Annotated in this window: 17 protein-coding genes and 1 other RNA gene; 7 read left to right on the forward strand and 11 right to left on the reverse strand. The window is 29.9% G+C overall.

Translation table 11 applies throughout. From position 1 onward, the window contains the following. Window positions 1-9 precede the first annotated feature (9 nt). The 3 genes from ACQY1Q_RS00375 to ACQY1Q_RS00385 all read right to left on the reverse strand — a co-directional run bounded on the left by ACQY1Q_RS00375 (window position 10) and on the right by ACQY1Q_RS00385 (window position 1908). Window positions 10-966, reverse strand: coding sequence for a glycosyltransferase family 2 protein (locus tag ACQY1Q_RS00375; RefSeq protein ID WP_431003292.1), 957 nt, complete (start codon window positions 964-966; stop codon window positions 10-12). A gap of 137 nt (window positions 967-1103) precedes the next feature. Continuing rightward, window positions 1104-1262 carry a hypothetical protein gene (locus tag ACQY1Q_RS00380; RefSeq protein WP_431003293.1) on the reverse strand — a complete coding sequence of 53 codons (159 nt, stop codon included), beginning with the start codon at window positions 1260-1262 and terminating at the stop codon, window positions 1104-1106. A gap of 124 nt (window positions 1263-1386) precedes the next feature. Further along, the gene (locus ACQY1Q_RS00385) at window positions 1387-1908 is read right to left on the reverse strand and encodes a DUF4199 domain-containing protein (protein ID WP_431003294.1); all 522 of its coding nucleotides are present in this window, start codon (window positions 1906-1908) and stop codon (window positions 1387-1389) included. Window positions 1909-2084: 176 nt separating this feature from the next. Between ACQY1Q_RS00385 and ffs the strand changes: the two genes are divergently transcribed. Continuing rightward, window positions 2085-2183: signal recognition particle sRNA small type (gene ffs, locus ACQY1Q_RS00390), an RNA gene on the forward strand. Between the two features lie 26 nt (window positions 2184-2209). On the opposite strand, the gene ACQY1Q_RS00395 is transcribed toward ffs, so the two are convergent. After that, on the reverse strand, window positions 2210-3118 hold the full coding sequence (locus tag ACQY1Q_RS00395) for a site-specific tyrosine recombinase (protein WP_431003295.1): 909 nt from the start codon (window positions 3116-3118) through the stop codon (window positions 2210-2212). 86 nt (window positions 3119-3204) lie between these two features. Between ACQY1Q_RS00395 and ACQY1Q_RS00400 the strand changes: the two genes are divergently transcribed. Both ACQY1Q_RS00400 and ACQY1Q_RS00405 read left to right on the forward strand, forming a co-directional pair. Continuing rightward, complete coding sequence (locus ACQY1Q_RS00400) at window positions 3205-3735, forward strand: DUF3575 domain-containing protein (RefSeq protein WP_431003296.1); 531 nt, start codon at window positions 3205-3207, stop codon at window positions 3733-3735. Window positions 3736-4664: 929 nt separating this feature from the next. Further along, window positions 4665-5138 (forward strand): outer membrane beta-barrel protein, encoded by a 474-nt coding sequence (locus ACQY1Q_RS00405; protein WP_431003297.1) that lies wholly within the window; start codon window positions 4665-4667, stop codon window positions 5136-5138. Between the two features lie 71 nt (window positions 5139-5209). Here ACQY1Q_RS00405 and ACQY1Q_RS00410 read toward each other — a convergent pair whose 3' ends face one another. The 3 genes from ACQY1Q_RS00410 to ACQY1Q_RS00420 form a co-directional block, all read right to left on the reverse strand. After that, window positions 5210-5893, reverse strand: coding sequence for a response regulator (locus ACQY1Q_RS00410; RefSeq protein ID WP_431003298.1), 684 nt, complete (start codon window positions 5891-5893; stop codon window positions 5210-5212). Further along, window positions 5883-7922: a tetratricopeptide repeat-containing sensor histidine kinase gene (locus ACQY1Q_RS00415; RefSeq protein WP_431003299.1), complete on the reverse strand. Its 2040-nt coding sequence runs from the start codon at window positions 7920-7922 to the stop codon at window positions 5883-5885. Before ACQY1Q_RS00415 ends, ACQY1Q_RS00410 begins: the two co-directional genes overlap by 11 nt. 69 nt (window positions 7923-7991) lie before the next feature. Then, a complete protein-coding gene (locus ACQY1Q_RS00420; RefSeq protein WP_431003300.1) occupies window positions 7992-8189 on the reverse strand; it encodes a hypothetical protein in 198 nt (65 codons plus the stop codon). A gap of 1761 nt (window positions 8190-9950) precedes the next feature. Between ACQY1Q_RS00420 and ACQY1Q_RS00425 the strand changes: the two genes are divergently transcribed. The 3 genes from ACQY1Q_RS00425 to ACQY1Q_RS00435 all read left to right on the forward strand — a co-directional run bounded on the left by ACQY1Q_RS00425 (window position 9951) and on the right by ACQY1Q_RS00435 (window position 14099). Continuing rightward, window positions 9951-11471: a phosphatase gene (locus tag ACQY1Q_RS00425; RefSeq protein ID WP_431003301.1), complete on the forward strand. Its 1521-nt coding sequence runs from the start codon at window positions 9951-9953 to the stop codon at window positions 11469-11471. Between the two features lie 3 nt (window positions 11472-11474). After that, complete coding sequence (locus ACQY1Q_RS00430) at window positions 11475-13256, forward strand: cytochrome-c peroxidase (protein WP_431003302.1); 1782 nt, start codon at window positions 11475-11477, stop codon at window positions 13254-13256. A gap of 111 nt (window positions 13257-13367) precedes the next feature. Next, complete coding sequence (locus ACQY1Q_RS00435; RefSeq protein WP_431003303.1) at window positions 13368-14099, forward strand: DUF6503 family protein; 732 nt, start codon at window positions 13368-13370, stop codon at window positions 14097-14099. Window positions 14100-14134: 35 nt separating this feature from the next. On the opposite strand, the gene lptB is transcribed toward ACQY1Q_RS00435, so the two are convergent. The 4 genes from lptB to ACQY1Q_RS00455 all read right to left on the reverse strand — a co-directional run bounded on the left by lptB (window position 14135) and on the right by ACQY1Q_RS00455 (window position 17066). Then, window positions 14135-14869 (reverse strand): LPS export ABC transporter ATP-binding protein, encoded by a 735-nt coding sequence (lptB, locus tag ACQY1Q_RS00440; protein WP_431003304.1) that lies wholly within the window; start codon window positions 14867-14869, stop codon window positions 14135-14137. A 76-nt stretch (window positions 14870-14945) separates the two neighbouring features. Continuing rightward, the gene (locus ACQY1Q_RS00445; RefSeq protein WP_431003305.1) at window positions 14946-15296 is read right to left on the reverse strand and encodes a carboxymuconolactone decarboxylase family protein; all 351 of its coding nucleotides are present in this window, start codon (window positions 15294-15296) and stop codon (window positions 14946-14948) included. Continuing rightward, window positions 15271-16092 (reverse strand): twin-arginine translocase subunit TatC, encoded by an 822-nt coding sequence (gene tatC, locus ACQY1Q_RS00450; RefSeq protein ID WP_431003306.1) that lies wholly within the window; start codon window positions 16090-16092, stop codon window positions 15271-15273. The genes ACQY1Q_RS00445 and tatC overlap by 26 nt, the downstream gene beginning before the upstream one ends. A 2-nt stretch (window positions 16093-16094) precedes the next feature. Beyond that, window positions 16095-17066: a KpsF/GutQ family sugar-phosphate isomerase gene (locus ACQY1Q_RS00455; protein WP_431003307.1), complete on the reverse strand. Its 972-nt coding sequence runs from the start codon at window positions 17064-17066 to the stop codon at window positions 16095-16097. Between the two features lie 141 nt (window positions 17067-17207). Between ACQY1Q_RS00455 and recQ the strand changes: the two genes are divergently transcribed. After that, a complete protein-coding gene (gene recQ, locus ACQY1Q_RS00460; RefSeq protein WP_431003308.1) occupies window positions 17208-19403 on the forward strand; it encodes a DNA helicase RecQ in 2196 nt (731 codons plus the stop codon).

Raw genomic sequence — 19403 nt, forward strand, 5'->3', positions numbered from 1 at the left:
GGTACAATTTTAAAGATTTAGCTCCTCTTTAATATTGTAATGTTTTTGATGAGAATTATTTTTTATAATGAGTTCTCCTAAAAAGCCCGCTAAAAATAATAAAGTACCTAAAATCATTGAAGTTAAGGCTATATAAAACCAAGGATTACTGGTAACTAATATTGTTTTAATATCATAGGCTACTCGGTATAATTTCATGGCTCCTATATAAAAGGCAGACAGAAAACCAAAAATAAACATAAGTGTTCCCCATAAACCAAAAAAATGCATAGGTCTTTTACCGAATTTTGATAAGAAGGAAATAGTAATTAAATCTAAAAAACCATTAATAAATCGATCCATACCAAATTTAGTTACACCATATTTACGGGCTTTATGCTGCACAATTTTTTCTCCAATTTTATTAAAACCTTCATTTTTAGCTAAAACAGGTATATATCGGTGCATTTCACCGCTTACTTTTACGGTTTTTATAACTTCATTTTTATAAGCTTTCAAACCACAGTTAAAATCATGAAGATGCAAACCTGAAGTTTTACGTGCCGCCCAGTTGAATAGTTTAGATGGTAAATTTTTAGTAACTACATTATCATAACGCTTTTTTTTCCAACCGGAAATTAAATCGTAGTTTTCTTGTGTAATTAACTTGTAAAGTTCAGGAATTTCGTCCGGGCTATCTTGCAAATCTGCATCCATAGTAATAACTACTTCACCCATAGCCACGTTAAATCCGGCATCTAAAGCTTGAGATTTTCCATAGTTTTTTTGGAAGCGAATTCCTTTTACAGATTCGTTTTTTAAAGATAATTCTTGTATGATTTGCCAAGAATTATCTGTACTACCATCATCAATAAAAATAACTTCGTATAAAAACTGATTGGATTGCATAACTCTTGCAATCCAATCATATAATTCATTTATAGATTCTTCTTCGTTAAGAAGTGGTATTACTACCGATATATTCATGTTTTATTAAACTTAAAGATAAAAAATATCCTACTAACTTTTTAATTTATTTACTTTTATTAAAGATAATTATTTATAGAAGTAAACAATAAAGGGTGTCTGAAATTTTAGACACCCTTTATTGTTTTTCTAAAAGATTAACAATGAATCCACATGCCTACACCGGCCCACCAACTACCACCAGAATATAATCCTGTAGCTCTAGCACAAGCATCTTCATTAGGTACTATAGTACTACCGTTAATTTCTTTTTGTTCTTTCTTGTCAAGCTCAAAATTCTTAAATTTTTCTATCATAATAATTATAATTGTTATTTAATGCAAATATATTATTTTATATTAAAAAAGTATAAATCAAAAGTATTCATATGCTCTAATTCATTAGGAAATAATTAATGAAATTTATAGCTCAATAGGATATCTAATATTCTTCTGTTTTTTTCTTTACGGAACTCACTATGGCAGAGACCACAAAACCTAAAAAAGTATAAAATAATAATCCTAATGCATCACCAATTATAGTACCTTGAAATTTAGCTTGCATTGTTAACTGAGTATCTATTTGCTCCTCGCTCATCCCAGCATCTAAAAGCTTTGTTTTTGTCATTTCTTCAACTTTCATGTAGAAGTCTGGTTCTATTATACCTGTGAATATTTTGGTGTACAAAATAGATATTATTGCTCCTATAAATACAATTCCAACCCCTATTTTAAGGCCTTCTCCCCACGTTAAATTTCCATTATTATCTCTTTTAAACTTAGCAATTCCAATAATAGGTAGTGCTATTATAGCAAAAGCAATAGCAAGGAGGTTAATAATACCTCCAGTTGTTTCATAAGTCATACCAAGGGCATAAATTATTAAATTGGCAAGGATAACAATTCCTCCATAAATTAAACCATATTTTAAAATAATACTCTTACTGTTTGTTTGATTTTCCATTGTGTGAATTTAGTTAGTTATACAAATATATTTCTTTTTTATGGTACTTTAAATGAATTTGTAAGGTCATAAAAAAGTACGATAACAAATCATTAGTACTCAAAAACTTAAAAATGTTACATTAATTTTATGTAAATTTTGTTGTTTTTTATAAAAAAAAGACTGTACATTTGCCTCGGCAAGTCCTACACAACTAGCTCCCTTTGAATCCCCCAGGGCGGGAACGCAGCAAGGGTATTAGGTTGTAGCAGTGTGATGTAGGTAGCTTGCCTTTTTTTATGCCTAAAATTTAAGTTATTCTTTACTTATTAGAGTTGCTTCTAGGGTGAAATTCTTCTACAGTTTTCTTTAAATATTCTCTGTCTACATGTACATAAATCTCTGTAGTAGTAATACTTTCATGACCTAATAATTGTTGAATAACACGTAAATCAGCTCCGTTTTGCAATAAATAGGTAGCAAAGGAATGACGTAAAGTATGAGGACCTATTTTTTTACTGAGGTTTATTTTTTTAGCTAGATCATTTAAAATTATAAAGACCATTTGACGTGTTAATCGTTTTCCTCTTCTGTTTAAAAACAGAATATCTTCATCTTTTTTTTGCGGAATAATGTCAGAGCGAACTTCATTTATATACAGTTCAATACGTTTAATAGTTGTATGATGTATAGGAACAAAGCGATATTTATTTCCTTTTCCTAAAATTCTGATAAAACCATCATTAAAAAAAAAATCTGCTAATTGTAAATTGATGGCTTCACTTACTCGGAGTCCGCAACTGTAAATAGTTTCAATAATAGTTTTATTACGTTCTCCTTGTGGATGACTTAAATCAATAGCAGCAATTAAATTATCAATCTCTTCTTTTAATAGTGTATCAGGCAGTTTTCTACCAATATTTGGACTTTCAATTAAATCAGTTGGATTGTCTTCTCTATAATCTTCAAAAACTAAATAATCAAAAAAACTACGTAATCCGGATATTAATCTAGCTTGGCTTCTTGGGTTGATAGTTTTACTAATGTCATATATAAAATCTTTTATGACTGTAGAAGAAATATTAGTAGGAGAGGGAGTTTCTTGTAACAATTGAACATATAGAATAAGTTTTTTTATATCTCTTTGATAGCTATCAATAGAATTTTTAGCCAAACCTCTTTCAATTTTTAAAAAAGCAGTATAATCTTGTAAAGCTTGTACCCAGTTCACTTAATGTTATTGTTTTTTTTATGTTAAAAATTTGTTATTAAAAAAATAAATATATTTTTGTCATTCAAATGTAAAATTATAAAATTATGAAAAAAAATTTACTAGTTATTGCTATGGTAGCATTTAGTTTTATTGCCTATGCACAAAAGAATGTTATTAAGGCGAACCCAATAGGTCTTGCTTTTGGTGTTGCTGATTTATCTTATGAAAGAGTTATTTCTGAAAAAGGATCATTTGAAATAGGATTATCGTATGCTGGAGCTAAAGTAACAACAAGCAGTGAGGTTATCAGTACAAGTGCTATTGGAGGAGAAGGAAAATATAAATTTTATTTTTCGTCAGAAAATGATGCTCCAAGAGGTTGGTATGCAGCGCCATTTGTAAGTTATTCAACTTCTTCTGCAAAGAGTAGTTCTGGTGCAGATGTAGGTTTCTCAGCTTTTTCAGGAGGAGCTTTAGCTGGTTATCAATGGGTATTTGGTGGAGGAAATACTGGTTTTGCTCTTGATTTAAACTTCGGTGCTCAGTATATTTCTACTTCTGCAACTGGAGGTACAACAGTAAATATAGATGGGTTTTTACCTAGATTAGGAGTGTCTATAGGATACGCTTGGTAAAAAAATATAAGCCTTTAGTAAGGTTATATAATCAATTAATAATTGAATCGGAGTAATATCATATTACTTCGATTTTTTTTATAAATATATTTTCTATCTTATTCAATATTGTATAAAATTTGATATTAATATATAGCTATAATCAGTTATAGTTAATTAGATTAAAATTACATTAACTGATTTTTTATTTATTCAGATACTTTTATTGGTAACTGATAATAACTTATACTACTTAATAAGAATGGCATTTAGTTTAATGAATATATCTTTAAACTGTAAAACCAACCTTAAATCTAGAATTTATTAAAAAAAAACGAAGTTTAATCAACTTTTTTGAAGTTCATTCGCCGTCCAAAAAAATATAATTTTAAGAAATATAAAAAAATAGTAATAGTAACGATAGTTTTTGGTTTATAGCTGTTAACAATCAAGAGTCTAACGAACAAACTTCAAAAGGATCAATTTGTAATTGAGGGTAACACAGGTTCTGCAACAACAGGAAATATGGCTTTTACTTTACCTTCATGTAACGGTAATACTGTTTGGATAGTTGGTTTAGACGGAGGTTGCTTTGTAATAAGCTAGTTTAGGTATTTCTGATGTTTTTAATTATAAAACTATATCAACGGTAATATTCCAGTAGGGATTGACCTCACAAGATATTCTTTTTCAGAAGGAAGTATAAACTGGATTGGTTTACAAGTAGGTTATGCTTTATTTTTAGGAGAGAACGTAAGTGTTAAGCCGATTGTTTAACCAAATAATAATAACTTATAAATAAGTGCTATTTAATTACTGACCCTACCTTTTTTATGTTAAAAAAAAGTTAAACTTCAAAGTTATTTTATAAGTAATTTTAACACAAAAAATAAGTAAAACTTTATGTTTTAAAGTTACATTTGCTACTTCAAAAATTTAATTTAAAAAATATGAAAAAATTTTTAGTAGTTGCTATGATGGCTTTTGGTTTAGCTGTTAGTGCACAAGAAGGACAACTTAATGTTGGTGGTACCATTGGATTACCTGTAGGTGATACAAGTGGGGCTAATGTTACAGGAGCTATTGAAGCTAACTATGTATTTAATGTTGCTGAAGGGTTAAAAATCGGTCCTTCTGTGTCATATTTACATTTTCAAGGAGAAGGAGCTGATTTAGCTTTTATTCCTTTAGCGGTTGCTACTCGTTACAATGTAGCTGATAAATTTGTTATTGGTGCTGATTTAGGTTACGGATTAGGAGTTAGACCTTCTGGGTTAACTCAAGATGGTTTTTACTACCGTCCGATTGTAGGTTATCAAGTAACAGATAAAATTACTATCCATGCTGATTACACTGGAGTTAGCTTAGATGGAGGTAGTGCTTCTACTGTAGGTATTGGTGGAACTTATTCTTTCTCTTTATAATCATTTTAAAGGCTTATAAGAATAAAAAAGGGAGTAATTTTAAATTACACCCTTTTTTATGTATGATGCTATTATAAAAAACCTCGGTCCCTGGCTGCTAAAATTAATTCGCGATCATCATTACTATCAACATCAAAAATTTTAGCCAATTGTCTTTTTCTTTTTTGAATACCTGCAAATGATAGAGGAATTACTTCCGGTAGTTTTTTCATTCGATTACCTATTGATAATTCATATAATATTTTTCTATCAATATCATCTAAAATATAATCACTGGAAACCTGATTTCTAATCATTTTCATAACTGTTTTGCTATAGTAGGGTGGAGTGGTTAAAACTTCTTCAATAGCAGTGACTAATTCTTGTGGAGTAATATCATTTTTTACAAGAAAACCATCCGGGTTTATACGCCTGATGATACTATGAACTCTATAGTTATCATTAAAAGTTGTTGATACTATAACTTTTGATTCAGGGAGTAATTCATTTATTTGAATACCTAAATCTTCTCCGGATAAAATTTTCCCATCACTAGAAGGAGGGAGCCTCATGTCTAGAAAAATAACATCAATATTTTTTTGCGTAGTAGCATATTGATAAATGATTTGATAGGCATCATCACAGTTGTGTTTTACATGAATATCAAAATAATACATGTTATTTTGACTTTCTAAATATTTAAAAGCACTTTTATAAGCTTCTGAGATTAACGGATGATCATCAATAATTAAAGCGGTTAATTGTTTAGTTTCCATCTTTTTTGATGTAAGGGGTATTTATATGTAGGGTTGTTCCTATGTTAATTTCTGACTCAATGTTAAGGCTTCCTTTTAATTTTTCAATTCTCGATTTTATATTTTTTATTCCAATACCTTTTTTTCCTTTTTTTACATCAAATCCAACACCATTATCTTGTATTTTGATAATAAGCTGATCTGTATTTTTTAAAGAAAAATCCAAACTTACATGAGTGGCTTTAGCATGTTTTATAATGTTTTGTAAAGCTTCTTGTATAATTCTATAAATATTGGCTTTTGTTATTTCATTTAGCTCTTTCCATGAAATTTCCGGAGAAAAATGAATGCTGTGGGTAAATTTACCAATTAAACCTTTATCTTCTAATAATTGTTTAATAATTGAGGTAAAATTTATGTTAGAGCTATTAAAGTTATCACTTAATTTATGAGAAACATCTCTGATTTCTTTTTCTATATCTTGGAGTTCGTTTAATAATTCTTGATGTTTTTCCAGAGTTGTATCATCTCCTTTTAGAGGAAGAAACCCTAAACCGAAACGAGTACCAAACAATTTTCCTAAAATACCATCATGGAGTTCTTCAGAAATTCGATTACGTTCTTTAATACGCTCTTCTTCCAGTTTAGCTTGTTGTTGTAAGGTTAAAATATACACTTCTTCATTTGCTTTTTGGTGTTCAGCTTCGATGCTTAATTTTTCATTTTTCACTTTTTGTACTCGCAAAAAGTATAACAAACTTAAAATAAGCACACCGCCGATACTAGTAACGATAATCCAGATACGTTGTTGTGATAAGCGTTCTGTTTCTTCAATATATTCATCTGTTTCAAACTCAATACGGGTAAACTTGTTTTGCATACGTCGTTCTTCACTAATCAAGCTATCATTAAACTCAATATATCGGTCTAAATACTGTTTAGAGTTTTTGGTGTCTAAATTAGCAAGTTGTTGCAACGTAGTTAAATAATCACCTCCGTTTTTTATTTCTTTAGCTAAAATATTGGCTTCTTTAGCAAACTTAAATGAGGTTAACGTATCTTTTATATATTTATAATAATCAGATAATCTTATTTTTGAAGAAACTATACCTGCTTTATTATGTAAACTATCTCTGATATACAATGCTTTATAAAAATCATGTTTAATATTTGTAGTATCACACATTAATAATTTACAATAAGCTCTGTTATCTATGACTCTTGCATATTGGCTTATTTTTAATTTTTTATTGTTTAGTTCTTCTTTATAGTACTGTAATGCTTTAGTAAAGTCCCTTTTTTCAAGATATACATTGCCTATATTATTGTAAATAGCAATATATTGATCGTTTTTTTCTTTATAGTCAATTTTATTAAAATATAACAATGCTTTATTGTAGTAGAAGATAGCTTTATCATATTCTTTTATATCCATTTGTAATTGTGCTAGATGATTATACGAAATATGAAGTCGTTTATAATTTTTTAACTCTTTAAAAATTTCTATTGCTTTAATAACTAAGATTTCACTTCCCATATAATCTCTGTATCTACCTTTAAGATATGACATAGCAAAAAGCATTCTTGCTGATTCATATAATTTATTTAGATTACTGAAATATTTATATGCTTGATTATAATGGGTATAGGATTTATTGAAAGCTTGTTTTTTATTGTAGTAATCAGCATAACTCCAATGTATATCAGCAATTAAAAATGTATCTCTTACTTTATACGCAATTTTTTCAGCTTTAGAATTTATCTGTAAAAATTTAATTGTATCACCAAGTTGATAAAATTGATATGCAATAGAACTAAAATATTTTGCTTTTTGAGAGTCACTTTTAATTTCACTAGAAAAAATAAAAGCTTTTTCAAGATATTGAATTCTATTTTGTTTTACATCTTTTTTATTTTTAGATGCTTTCAAAAAATATTCAATACTATCAATACTTTGAGTCAAGCTGTAGTTTGTGAGTGAAGTATAATAATTTTTTCCGAACAGTTGTATGGAAAATAATGAAATGGTTAATAAAATAATTTTATTCATTACGAAAAATACAAATCTATGAAAAAAGTCTTTGGGATAACCAAAGACTTTTACTTATAAAATTATTTGTTAACCTTTACCGGTTCCATCATTTCCATCATTTCCATCACCAGTATCCTGAAAGGTTGTGTTGGTTGGAGTATCGGTTGAAATAACTTGTTCTTTTTTTAATTTATCGTGTAATTTTAAATCTTCACTTAAGTCAGTACAAGATGTAGTAAACACGAATAGGATAATCATAACAAAAATAGTTTTTAACGTTTTCATAACTTTGTAATTTAAATAGTTGACAATAATTTCCCTGGCCGCATTATTGCAGCTTTAGGTAGCATCGATGTTTTCGATGTAAATAAACTCGCCGTTGTTTAATTAGCGATATAGCCATACACCCCATAGCAATGGGTGTGTTAGTAGAATTTTACGGACAAATTTTTTGCCCAACAACATTGAAGACTTTTTTACTACCAAGGCCTATTGAGTACAACAGACTTCAGGAAATTCTACATTGTCATAAATTAGGAAGCGTTTGCAATTTTGGTGTGAACGCTAGTTGATTTGACCCTAAATTAGCGGGTTATCATTTTACGGTGTACGTAATTTTAGTAAGCGTTCCATTTGGATGAGTAAACGTCCTTTTTCATTTAGTATGTGCAATTTTAAACTTTTCATATTTTTTTTCAATTTTTCATATGCTCTAATATAATAAGAAATTACGATATATGCAAATTTTTTAGATATTTTAACATTTATTAAATGTAATATCCTGTATTTCATTATTTTTTTAATTATTACATAATAAAAAAGGCACCTTTTTTGAAAGATGCCTTGGATATATCGTATATTCTTATGATTCGTTTACCGCACCATACTTACCGTTTTCCAACAAGCACCCTTAATTACTATCGTATTATCAGATCCAACTTTCATCGCAAACTCACTTCCGAATTGTCTGTGTAAATACATAATTGTTGTTTTTAATTGTTAATATTTGTTTTTATTTGATGGGGCAAAGATGTGAAGTATTTTTGAAACTACCAAACTTTTAAGGTGTTAAAATTTTGATTATCAGGAATTTATGTTTTGTTTTAAAAATAGAAGATACCTGCTCGGAAAGTTCCCGAGAAAGAGCTGAGCTGCAACTTTTTGTTAGTCAATTGCTTAATGATAAAACTCAATTAGTGTATATGTTTTTAATTTTTATTCATTCAGTTCAAAAAAAAATAAAAAAAGCGCCCAAAATTTATGGGCGCTTATGTATTTCTGTAATTTTTAATTATATCATAGTTAAAAATAATATCATTTTTTAGTACATACGACGCCGTTTTTGCTTCAAAGGTTGATCTCCAATAACAAAACAAGAGCTTTCTTGCGCATTTGAACGGATATGTAATTTTATTTTTTTCATTAGAGTGCAAATATATTTGTTTTTAAAAATAGAATTTGAGTAAATTTTCTAAAAATTGGCAAAAAATGCAAAAAAAGAGGTAAAAAGTAAGTCAGTGACTTACCAAAAGTAAGTCACTGACTTACTACTTTTAAAAATAAGCCCTATATATTTGTCACGTACAAAAACAATATGTAAAAGATTACATAAACAATGAAAAAATAATACTAGGTGTCGTCGGGGAAAATTTTTATGAAAAAGAGTTATAAAGAATCGGAGATGTTCTCATTGTTTATTTGATGCAGATTTACTGCATAAAGTATTAATTGAAGATTCTTTGTAGCAATTTTTATTCGCTCATGAATGAAGGGTAAAAAAACGTCAAATATTGACGTTTTTTCTTTTTTAGACAAGTATGTTTATTTAATGTAAATTATTTAACTCACTATATTTTGTTCTTTTTACAATTAAATACTTGTACTCAAGCTAAATATCTTCTTCTTTGTTTTATTTAGAACAATTCTAGTTATTTATGATTTAATAAAGTTGTTAACTTTTTACTTATATCAATTTAAAGTTGAGATAAGAGTAAGGTAATTTAATGGACGTTGATTTGCGCTTATAAAGAAACCAAAATTATCACAATGAAAAATTTTAACTTAAGTAAGTTGACTGTAATGTCATTATCATTAGTACTATCGACCTTTGTTGGATGTCAAGACGGAGTTGACGGAATTGATGGTAAAGACGGAAAAGATGGTCAGGATGGAGTTGATGGAGCAAACGGTACAGATGCTACTGTATATTTAGCCTCTTCAAAAACACCTAACTTTTTAAAAGTTACCGGAGAGTTTTCTCACTTAAAAATTACTCCGATTTTATCTTCAGAAGATGTAATTCCTAATTCACCAAATTTTGTTTATGGTTCTATGGCAGACGGAGCCGGATTAATTGCTGAAGCTGATGAAACGTTTACGTTAATCAATAATATTGAAGCAGATTATTCTATTGCCAGAATAAAATTAAACAAGAATTTAAGACCTATTTCTGGAGAGTATATTTTAAATGCTTCTGCTACAGCTGAAACAGCGCAATGTTCAGGATCATTAATAACACCACAAGAACATGGTTTTGGTCCGTTATACCTTTCAGGAGGTGAATGGGGTGGAGCTTCAAAAGGTGTTTTTGCTACTGAACCAACTAAGAATGCAAGTGAAGCAGGTACAGCTCAAATGTTAACAGCTTTAGGACAATGGTCTACAGAAAATGCGGTAGCCATTGGTAAAGAAGCTTATGCAGGAAAAACAGTAGTGTTTATAGGAGATGATCATAGTGATAACAATGTACCATCTGGTCAGTTAGGTATGTATGTTGGTAATCAAGGAGATTTACAAGGGGGTAAGTTATATGGTTTAAAAGTTACTACAGCCGGAGTTACTTATGAAGCAGATATGAAGCAAGGTACAGAATACGAAGCAACTTTTGTAGAATTAGCTGAAAAAGAATTAAATGCTTTAGATGCTGAATGTAAAACTAAAGGAGTAATGGGATTCTCTAGATTAGAAGATATTGATTGGAGAAGAGGTTCTGCTGCTAATAATAGAGAAGTTTATTTTTGTGTAACCGGAAGAAGAAAAGATGGTTTAAAAGATAAAGGAACTTTTTACGGACGTGTATACAAATTAGTATTAAATGAAAATGATCCAACCGGAGCAGCTAAAATTACATGTGTATTAGATGGTGATATTTTAGACGGTAAGGCTAAAGAATTCCACAGCCCAGATAACATCACTGTTACTGAAAACTACGCATATATTCAAGAAGATCCTAACGGGTATTTTGATGTAGCTGAAAAAAATCACCATGCTAGATTATATCAATATAATTTAAAAACCGGGGAGTTAAAAGTTGTATTAGAGTGTAATCAAGATTATGCAGCATCTCAAGGATACGGTTCAGTTTCTACAGCGTGGGAAATTACTGGAATGCTTGATATTACTGATGTTGTTAATAATGGTAAAAACACATTTATGGTAATCACTCAAAATCATGGATGGACTCCTGCTGATGGTACTGTGTTTACAGATCCGTTAGCTAATTCAGATGTTGTTAATAGTAGTAATGAAGGTTCAGTATTACATATTATCACCGGATTAGACAGATAATATATGAAAAACATATTCAATCAAGCTAAGGCATACCTTTGTGTATGTCTTTTGCTTTTACTAATAGCTTGCGGTAAGAAAAAAGAAAAATATACAACTGTAAGCTCTATAGAAGGAGATATTAAAGAACTTTATTCATCATACTTAACAAAAACGATTCAATATTTAGATAGTATCAATGCAACAAATGAAGTAAGTAAACAGAAAGATTACTATATTCAAGCAAGAAAAAACTTTAAGTTTTCTGAACCTTTACTAGCTTATTCAGATAAAAGCAACTATAAATCTCTTAATGCTCCCAACATATTAATTGTTAAAGGTGAAGAAAGCCTGGATACTAAAGTAATGAAACCTATAGGTTTTCAAGTTATAGAAGAAACGTTGTATGAAGACTCATTAGATACTTTAGCCCTTAAAAATTTAGTTAATGTAACTAAAGCTCGATTGAAGTTAATTCAAAATAATATGGTTTTACAGTTGAAGGATTATCATATTATTTGGTTGTTAAGAGATCAGATTGTAAGAATAGCAACAACAGGAATTACGGGATTTGACTCACCGGTACTCAATCAATCATTAAAAGAATCGGAGTATACGTATACTACTATTGCCACTATTGTAAAAACGTGTCAATCTAAATTTAGTTCTGAAGAGTTATTAAACAACTTTATACAGCTTATTGAAGAAGCTCAAAAGGCTCTTCAAAGTGATTTTGATATTTTTGATAGATATGAATTTATTAAAAAACATATTCATCCTCAATTAGCTATGTTGGTTGATATTCAAAAAGATTGGAAAGTAACTTTTCCTTTTGAAATGGCTCTTTCTAATACCATGTCAACTCTTTTTTCAGAAACAGCATTGAATCAAACATTTTTTTCTGATTTAAAAAGTGATACCACTTATATTGAAGAAAAAAGAGCTTTTGGAAAAGCCTTGTTTAATGATACGTCACTCTCTAAAAAGAATAATATGGCCTGTGCTACCTGTCATGTAAAAGATTTAGGTTTTGCAGACGGAAAGAGGGTTTTTGATGAAAACCAAACACGAAACACACCAACAGTAGCTTATGCGGCTTATCAAAGAGGTTTTTTTATGGATTCAAGAGCAGGTAGTTTAGAAGGGCAGGTGGTAGGTGTTGTGAAAAATCATAACGAATTTAATATGACGATGGATTCTGTTGTAGTCAGAGTAATGAAAAACCAGGGTTATAAAGATCAACTCAAAAAGCTGTATAACAATCAAAGAATAGATTTTAATATAAGACATGCTATTGCTACTTATATCAGAACATTAAACACATTTAATTCTAAATTCGATAAGAATATACGAGGAGAAGAAGAAACCTTGACAGCAGCTGAAAAACATGGTTTTAATTTATTTATGGGAAAAGCATTATGTGCTACTTGTCATTTTGCTCCCGTTTTTAACGGTACAGTACCTCCGAATTATACTGATACAGAATTGGAATTTATAGGAACTCCTAATTTAAAACAAACAGCCATAAGTGAAGATTTAGGAAGGTATAATTTATTTAAAACCGAAGAAAGAAAGCATTTTTTTAAAACCCCAACCGTTCGTAACATTGCTAAAACAGCGCCATATATGCATAATGGGGTATTTACTACGTTAAAAGAAGTTATAGAATTTTACAACAATGGAGGAGGAACAGGTTTAGGATTTGATGCGCCACTTCAAACATTACCTTTTGATGAGTTAAAGTTAACAGATCAGGAAATCCAAGATTTAATAGCTTTTATGGAAACTCTTACAGATGAAGATTAAAAAAACGACTACCCAGGTAGTCGTTTTTTAATTAACAGAACTTTATTATTAACTACCGGAGGTTTCTTGTAATTTTGAGTATCAATAATGACCAAAACAAATAAAAAATAAATGAAGCAAATTTATTTAGGGATCATTACAGTATTTTTTTTAAGCTGTAAGCCTAACTATACAGCACAAGAAATTGTTGATTTATCAATACAAAAATCCGGGCTAAATCATATTGAAAATGCTAAAATTTCATTCGATTTTAGAGATAAGCACTATATAGCTAACAGAAATAAAGGGAATTACGAATTAAAAAGAATAACTCAAAATGATACTATAACTACTATTGATGTTTTATCTAATAAAGGGTTTGAGCGATTGGTTAATAATATACCAGTTGAATTAACGGATACTGATAAAAAACGATTTAGTAATTCGATAAATTCAGTACATTATTTTTCAATCTTACCATTTGGTTTAAATGATACTGCTGTTAACAAGAAGTTACTTGAAAATGAAACAATTCATGGTAAAGAATACTATAAAGTTAAAGTTACATTTAATGAAAACGGAGGAGGTGATGACTTTGATGATGTATTTCTTTACTGGTTTAATAAAGAAACTTTTTTAGTGGAGTTTTTAGCGTACAAATACCATACTAACGGAGGAGGAATTCGTTTTAGAGATGTTAAAAAAGAACAGTATGTGAAAAATATTCGTTTAGTAGATTATACGAACTATAAACCGGAAGATAAGCCTATAGATTTTTATACTATAGGTAAACTATATGAAGAAGGTAAACTTAAAAAGTTATCGGAAATAGAATTGAAAAATATTGAAATACATTTTGAGTAGGCGACTATTTTAAGTAGAGAAAAAATTCTATATAATTAGAATTTTTTCTTTTTCAACTCAAAATCTTTCCCTAAATAAACTCTACGTACCGTTTCATCTTCTGCAAGCTCTTCAGGAGTTCCTTCCTTTAAAATACCACCATTGTACATTAAATAAGTCCTGTCTGTAATAGCCAAAGTAGCCTGTACATCATGATCTGTAATTAAAATACCAATATTTTTATTTTTTAATTGAGCTACAATTCCTTGAATATCTTCAACCGCAATAGGATCAACACCGGCAAAAGGTTCGTCCAATAAAATAAATTTAGGATCAGAAGCTAAGCAGCGAGCTATTTCAGTTCTTCTACGTTCTCCTCCGGAAAGTAAATCTCCACGGTTTTTACGAACGTGACCTAAACTAAATTCTTCTATCAACTCTTCTAAGCGTTGTTTTCTTTCCGTTTTAGTACGATTGGTAAATTCTAAAACAGATAGAATATTATCTTCAACAGATAATTTTCTAAAAACAGAAGCTTCTTGCGCCAAATAACCAATTCCTTTTTGAGCTCTTTTATACATGGCATCTTCGGTAATTTCTTGGTTATCCAAATATATACTCCCTGCGTTAGGCTTAATCATGCCTACAATCATATAAAAAGAAGTTGTTTTACCGGCCCCATTTGGGCCCAAAAGCCCAATAATTTCTCCTTGTTCAACTTCCAAGGATATACCTTTAACAACTTTTCTCTTTCCGTAAATTTTTTGTATATCGTTAGCTCTTAACTTCATATTATTTTAAAAAACGTTTAAAAGTACTTATTATAACTTAAAAAGCTCTTAAAATACTCTTAAACGTCTGTGTATTTTATTGGTTGTTTTCTTCCAAAGCTTCCCAAAATTCCACAGCTCTTCTTAAGTGAGGAATCACAATAGTTCCGCCAACTAAAGTAGCTATAGACATGGTTTCCATCATTTCTTCTTTGGTAACTCCGTTTTTATGTGCAGTTTCTAAATGATAAGCAATACAATCATCACAACGCAAAACGGCAGAAGCTACCAATCCTAGTAACTCTTTAGTTTTTACTGATAGATGCCCTTCTGTATAAGTGTTAGTATCTAGATTAAAGATACGCTTAATTACTTTGTTATCAGATGCTAATATTTTTTCGTTCATTTTAGAACGATATTCATTAAACTCTTGGACTTTTTGAGACATATTTTTGTTGTTTTTTTAAGACAAAATTAGAAACATAAATACTTATTTCATAAAGAATCATGATAGGAACCGAAACAATTATTTGGCTGGCTACATCCGGAGGTGTTATAATAGCAGAAATTACTAAAACAAGTACTAAAGCATGTTTGCGGTATTTTTTTAGAAAATGAGGAGTAACTAATCCTATTTTCGATAAAAAGAAAATAACTACCGGTAACTCAAAAAATATAGCAACGCCAAGTATTGTGTTGGTTATTAAGCTAATGTATGCTTCTAGTTTAAAGTTGTTTTGAATAGCGTCTGAGATTTGAAAATTGTAAAAGAAATACACAGACATAGGAATGATAACGAAATAGCTAAAAAGAACTCCTAAGAAAAATAAAAGAGAAGAAACAAAAATAAAACCTTTAGACTTTTTTCTTTCAGTTTCGTGCAATCCCGGAGCTATAAAACGCCATATTTCCCATAATACGTAAGGAAAAGCTACAACAAATCCTAAAATTAATGATGACCAAATTCCGGTCATTAATTGTTGTGTAGGGTTTAAAGCTTGAAGTGTTTGCTTAAATTTAATATCACAGAAACTACTATCTATTCCTATTGATGAAAATACTTTACAAAAGAATTGATAAGTTGAAAAATCGGACTTTAAATGAGCTAATAAAACATTGTCAAAAACAAAATTAATGTTTGCAAAAATTAAAATAGCTATAATAAAAATAGCGGCAAAACTACGAACCAAGTGCCATCTTAACTCTTCAAGATGTTCTAGAAAAGACATTTCTTTTGAAGCCATACTTAAAATATTCCTTCTTTAATTAAATCATGTAAATGAACAACACCTACATACTCTTTAGCGTCGTTAGTAACTAATATTTGTGTAATGCTATTATTTTCAAGAGTATCTAAGGCTTCAACAGCCATAGCGTCAACATGAATTGATTTCGGGTTTTTACTCATAATATCAGTAGCTGTAAGTGTGTCAATTTGAGTTGTTTTACTTAACATTCGCCTGATATCACCATCAGTAATAATTCCAATAATTTTATTTGAATCATCAATAACTGCAGTAACACCTAATCTTTTTTCTGAAATTTCAATAATAACTGTTGTTATAGGATCTGTAGGTGAAACTTTAGGTAATTCATTATTTTTTATAAGATCAGAAACCCGTAAATACAACCGTTTTCCCAAAGCACCTCCCGGATGATATTTAGCAAAATCACTACTGGTAAAACCTCTTAATTCTAATAAGCAAACCGCTAAAGCATCACCTAAAACAAGCTGAGTTGTTGTGCTGGTGGTCGGTGCTAAATTGTTAGGGCAGGCCTCTTTTTCAACATATGAATTAAGAACAAAATCAGCATTTTTCCCTAAAAAAGAATCAGGATTTCCTGTAATGGCTACAATTTTATTGTTAGAATTTTTAATAAGAGGAACCAATACCTTTATTTCCGGAGTATTTCCACTTTTAGAAATACAAATAACGGTGTCATTTTCTTGTACATTTCCTAAATCACCATGAATGGCATCAGCAGCATGCATAAATACAGCTGGAGTACCTGTTGAATTTAAGGTTGCAACAATTTTAGTAGCTATGTTGGCACTTTTTCCTATTCCTGTAACAATAACCCGACCATTTGACTTGAGTATAAAGTTTACAGCATCTACAAAGGAATTATCTAATAAATTTATTAAATTAGCAACAGCATTACTTTGCAAAAGGATAGTATCTTTAGCAGTTGAAAGGATATCGCTTGAATTTTTCAAGATATAAAATTTAGTTATCAAAATGAAGTTGTAAAAATAGAAATATTTTAGGTACAAAATCTCATAAAAAAAGAGATTATAACATTTTATCTAGAGTTTTTTTATAAATTAGTTTTTGTTTTTAATTTTGTTATTAAAAAGATGGATATAGAGCAGTCGGATTTATATGAGTCGTTAAAGAAAATTTTTGGATTTAATCAATTCAAAGGTTTACAAGAGGATGTTGTAAATAGCATTTTAAACAATAAAAATACGTTTGTGATAATGCCAACGGGGGGCGGAAAATCACTATGCTATCAATTACCAGCATTAATGAAGGAAGGAACAGCTATTGTTATTTCTCCATTAATTGCTTTAATGAAAAACCAGGTTGACGCTATTAGGGGGATTTCAGAACAACAGGGAATAGCCCACGTTTTAAATTCTTCATTAAATAAAACGGAAATCAATCAGGTTAAATCTGATATTGAGGAAGGAATAACTAAGCTACTATATGTAGCACCGGAATCTTTAATTAAAGAGGAGTATGTTTCTTTCTTACAATCTCAGAAAATTTCATTTGTAGCTATAGATGAAGCTCACTGTATCTCTGAATGGGGGCATGATTTCAGACCAGAGTATAGGAATTTAAAAAATATTATTAAGCAAATAGATAATGTACCAATTATTTGTTTAACAGCTACTGCAACAGAAAAGGTACAGGAAGATATTTTGAAAACATTAGGAATGACAGACGCTAATGTTTTTAAAGCTTCATTTAATCGCCCTAATTTGTTTTATGAAGTAAGACCTAAAACAAAAGATGTTGAAAAAGATATTATAAAGTTTATCAAACAACGTTTAGGGAAATCAGGAATTATATATTGTTTAAGTCGTAAAAAAGTAGAGGAAATTGCTCAGGTTTTACAAGTAAACGGTATACAAGCAGTTCCGTATCATGCAGGTTTAGATGCAAAAACCAGAGCAAAACATCAAGATATGTTTTTGATGGAAGATTGCGACGTGGTGGTAGCAACGATAGCTTTTGGTATGGGAATTGACAAACCGGATGTACGATATGTTATTCATCATGATATACCTAAAAGTTTAGAAAGTTATTATCAAGAAACTGGAAGGGCAGGACGTGATGGAGGTGAAGGCTATTGTTTAACGTTCTATTCATATAAAGATATAGAAAAGCTTGAAAAGTTTATGGCTAATAAGCCGGTAGCTGAGCAAGAAGTTGGACATGCACTTTTACAAGAAGTTGTAGGGTATGCCGAGACATCTATGAACAGACGTAAGTACCTGTTACATTACTTTGGAGAAGAATTTGATGAAGTAAATGGAGAAGGTGCAGACATGGATGATAATATGCGAAATCCTAAGAAAAAGTTTGAAGCTCAAACTGAGGTAGAAAAACTTTTGTCTGTAATAGTTGAAACCAATGAAATGTACAAACCTAAAGAGATTGTTAACACAATTATAGGTAAAGAAAATGCGTTGTTAAAATCACATAAAACCCATAAACAACCTTTCTTTGGTATAGGTAAAGAAAAAGACGTACATTATTGGAATGCATTAATCAGACAAGTACTGGTGGCAGATCTCATAAAAAAAGAGATTGAACAATACGGTGTTTTAAAAGTAACAAAAGAAGGTAAAGATTTTATAAAGAATCCAACTTCTTTTATGATGACTGAAAACCACGTATATACTACTGATGATGATGGTACCATTATAACGAATAGCAAATCTTCCGGAGGTGTAGATGATAAGTTGGTGGGAATGTTGAAAGATTTACGTAAAAAAGTAGGTAAAAAACTAGGCGTACCTCCTTTTGCTGTATTCCAAGATCCATCTATTGATGATATGGGATTAAAATATCCAATAACATTAGATGAATTATCCAAAGTTCATGGAGTTGGTGAAGGAAAAGCTAAAAAATACGGAAGTGATTTCATAAGTTTAATTAAAGCTTATGTTGAAGAAAATGATATTATCCGACCTGACGATTTAATTGTAAAAAGTACAGGAGTTAACTCAGGGTTAAAATTATACATCATTCAAAATACAGATAGAAAATTACCACTGGAAGATATAGCAAGTTCCAAAGGTTTGGAAATGTCTGAGTTGATAAAGGAAATGGAAGCTATTGTTTTTTCGGGAACAAAATTAAACATAGATTATGCTATAGATGAATTGTTAGATGAAGATCAACAACAAGAAATTCATGAGTATTTTATGGAGGCAGAAACGGATAAAATTCAAGAAGCTTTAGATGAATTTGATGGAGATTATGATGATGATGAATTGCGTTTAATGCGAATAAAGTTTACGAGTGACATAGCAAATTAA

The sequence above is a fragment of the Tenacibaculum sp. TC6 genome, from assembly GCF_050606265.1.
Classification (GTDB): domain Bacteria; phylum Bacteroidota; class Bacteroidia; order Flavobacteriales; family Flavobacteriaceae; genus Polaribacter.